The sequence below is a fragment of the Colwellia sp. BRX9-1 genome, assembly GCF_014077195.1.
Lineage (GTDB): Bacteria > Pseudomonadota > Gammaproteobacteria > Enterobacterales > Alteromonadaceae > Colwellia_A.
On sequence record NZ_JACGVM010000048.1, the window covers coordinates 1 to 2,240 of the forward strand.

Annotated in this window: 3 protein-coding genes; all 3 read left to right on the forward strand. The window is 34.6% G+C overall.

Features of this window, described 5'->3' with window-relative positions; genetic code table 11:
• The first annotated feature begins 142 nt into the window (after positions 1 to 142).
• The 3 genes from H4J76_RS19380 (at position 143) to H4J76_RS19390 (ending at position 1,568) form a co-directional block, all read left to right on the forward strand.
• Positions 143 to 538 (forward strand): hypothetical protein, encoded by a 396-nt coding sequence (locus H4J76_RS19380; RefSeq protein WP_182231131.1) that lies wholly within the window; start codon positions 143 to 145, stop codon positions 536 to 538.
• A 109-nt stretch (positions 539 to 647) separates the two neighbouring features.
• Complete coding sequence (locus tag H4J76_RS19385; protein WP_182231132.1) at positions 648 to 1,046, forward strand: hypothetical protein; 399 nt, start codon at positions 648 to 650, stop codon at positions 1,044 to 1,046.
• 150 nt (positions 1,047 to 1,196) lie between these two features.
• Positions 1,197 to 1,568, forward strand: a complete 372-nt coding sequence (locus tag H4J76_RS19390) for a hypothetical protein (protein ID WP_182223025.1) — start codon at positions 1,197 to 1,199, stop codon at positions 1,566 to 1,568.
• Positions 1,569 to 2,240: the final 672 nt, after the last annotated feature.

Here is a 2,240-nt window from a genome sequence, read left to right on the forward strand (position 1 = left end):
TTAAGGTTTTGTATTTACAGAAATACTTCACCTAACAAGCAATTCAAACGGACAAATAACAGTTGGCTGTCGTTCGTTCCTCACTATTTTAGCCAACTATTATTTGCCGCTTAATATGGGCGTTAGCTACCAAGGAAGTGTTGTGGAGTTTATCCCAAAATATTTAGCTCAAAAATTTAATTTTTTTGAATCTATTTCAGTCCCAAAGTTCTTTTTACTTTTCTTTGGTGCATTCCTTATCATTGCTATCATATCAACGCTGCTGGGTGAGTATATCGCCAATATCTTAGCTCCAATTTTTGGCTCTTTAATTTTAATTTGTTTTGCTGGTTTTGTGTCAGCTCAGCATTTTCCTAGAAAACCTTGGATTCCATCAAGCCCTCTAATTGTTCAATTTACTTCGCAGGCATGGTTTAATTATGTGCTGTCGTTATTGTCTTTTGTTCGCCATTGGGGTGTTTTAGTTTTTGTAAATGTAGCAATGATTATGGTTTTGTTTATAAATGTAGCTGCTATTATGCAGGCAATTGGTAGCTAACAAGTTACTCAAACGGACGCTAAACAGTTGGCTAGCACTCGTTCCTCGTACATTTTAGCCAACTATTTCGCGCCGCTTAGTAAGGCGTTATGTGCCATGGAGAGTTTGAGTGTCTATCAGATATTTGTCTGAAAGTGAGAACTATAAGGTTTACTCATTAGATGAATCTGTTTACCTAAAAGATAAGTCTAATTCGAAAAAGATTTCCGATTATGAAGAGCGGGATGAACTAATAACTTGGGTTTATGGAAATCCTGATTCTGCTTTATTGTCTTGGGATGAAAAATTTGTAGTTGTTGGTGGCTGCGGGATTACAATTTACCTAATTGAATCTAAAGAATGCATCGATTTATTTAACGAACCTAATGATATCACTTGGACTGAAGGGGTATATCAAGCAGCAGGTGATGATATACATTTTGTCAGGTTTAATGTTCTTACAAATACAGATAAACTTCAGGTTGTTAAGTTAAATATTAAAACCCAAGAATTTGAAGTGTTGAGTTAAATAGCACATAACAAGTCAATCAAGCAGGAAAATTTTCAGCTGGCTGTTTTCACTGCGTTCAACATTTTAGCCAGCTATAAATTTCCTCTTATTGAGGCGTTAGGCAGTTCAGAAGTTTGGAGTCGAAAATAGATAATGGAGAACATCAAAATGTTAGTAATCAAGGACGAAGAAAATGAATTGCCAATACCGCAGGTATGGCGAGATGTTTTTTGCCAAATTGCAAAAGTACTCTCAAAAAAAGATTACCTAGTCAATTCTACTATACCTAACGTGCCGTCATTAAGTCTTGATGATTCAAAATATATCGAAGATAACATCGAATCCTATGGTGAAGAATTAACTGAATTACCAGCTGAAACATGGGACTCTTCAATTTACCTTTGGATGGGAAGTCATTGGGATGTGATTATAGACCTTTGGACTTTAGGTGAAGGTCGAAGTGATTTAGTATTATCTGCAAAAGTATATGAAACCAATAATGAATATAAATTTAAGATAGAAATGGTATACGTACCTTAGGTGCACAAACTGCCTAACAAGGCGTTCAAACGGACAAAAAACAGTTGGCTGTTTCACTCCGTTCACAATTTTAGCCAACAATTTTTTGCCGCTTAACGTGGCGTTAGGTAAACAAGGAGAGATTTGTGCTCGGTGTCATTTTAGTTTCAATAGTATTATTTTTTGTAATAAACAGATTTATTGCAAATAAAGCTACATTCAAAGATGTTTTGTTCTTCTTAGCTATTCCTTTTATAGTTCTATTTGCTACACGTTTATTACTTTGGATTACAGAACTAAATGCAACAATCAATTTAATTATATTATTGTCCATTATTCTGGTAACTATATTTTATGTCTTTGTCCGTTCTAAATCTAAATTTGAGCTCTCAAATAAACATGCGGTAATTGTATCATTTGTTTATTTTTTCAGCTTATGGGCTTCAGAAGTTATAACCGGTTTAACTACGTCATTAATGTTTACCTAACAAGGCATTCAAACGGACAAAAAACAGTTGGTTGTTTTCACTGCGTTCAACATTTTAACCAACAATTTTTTGCCGCTTAATGGGGCGTTGGTATGACTCCCCACGTCAAGTTAAATACACTGATCCTTGTTCATTAATTTCAGAACCATTGTATTCACTTTTAGTATTAAGTGAGTTAACGCATAGAATGAAGCAAGTAATTTCG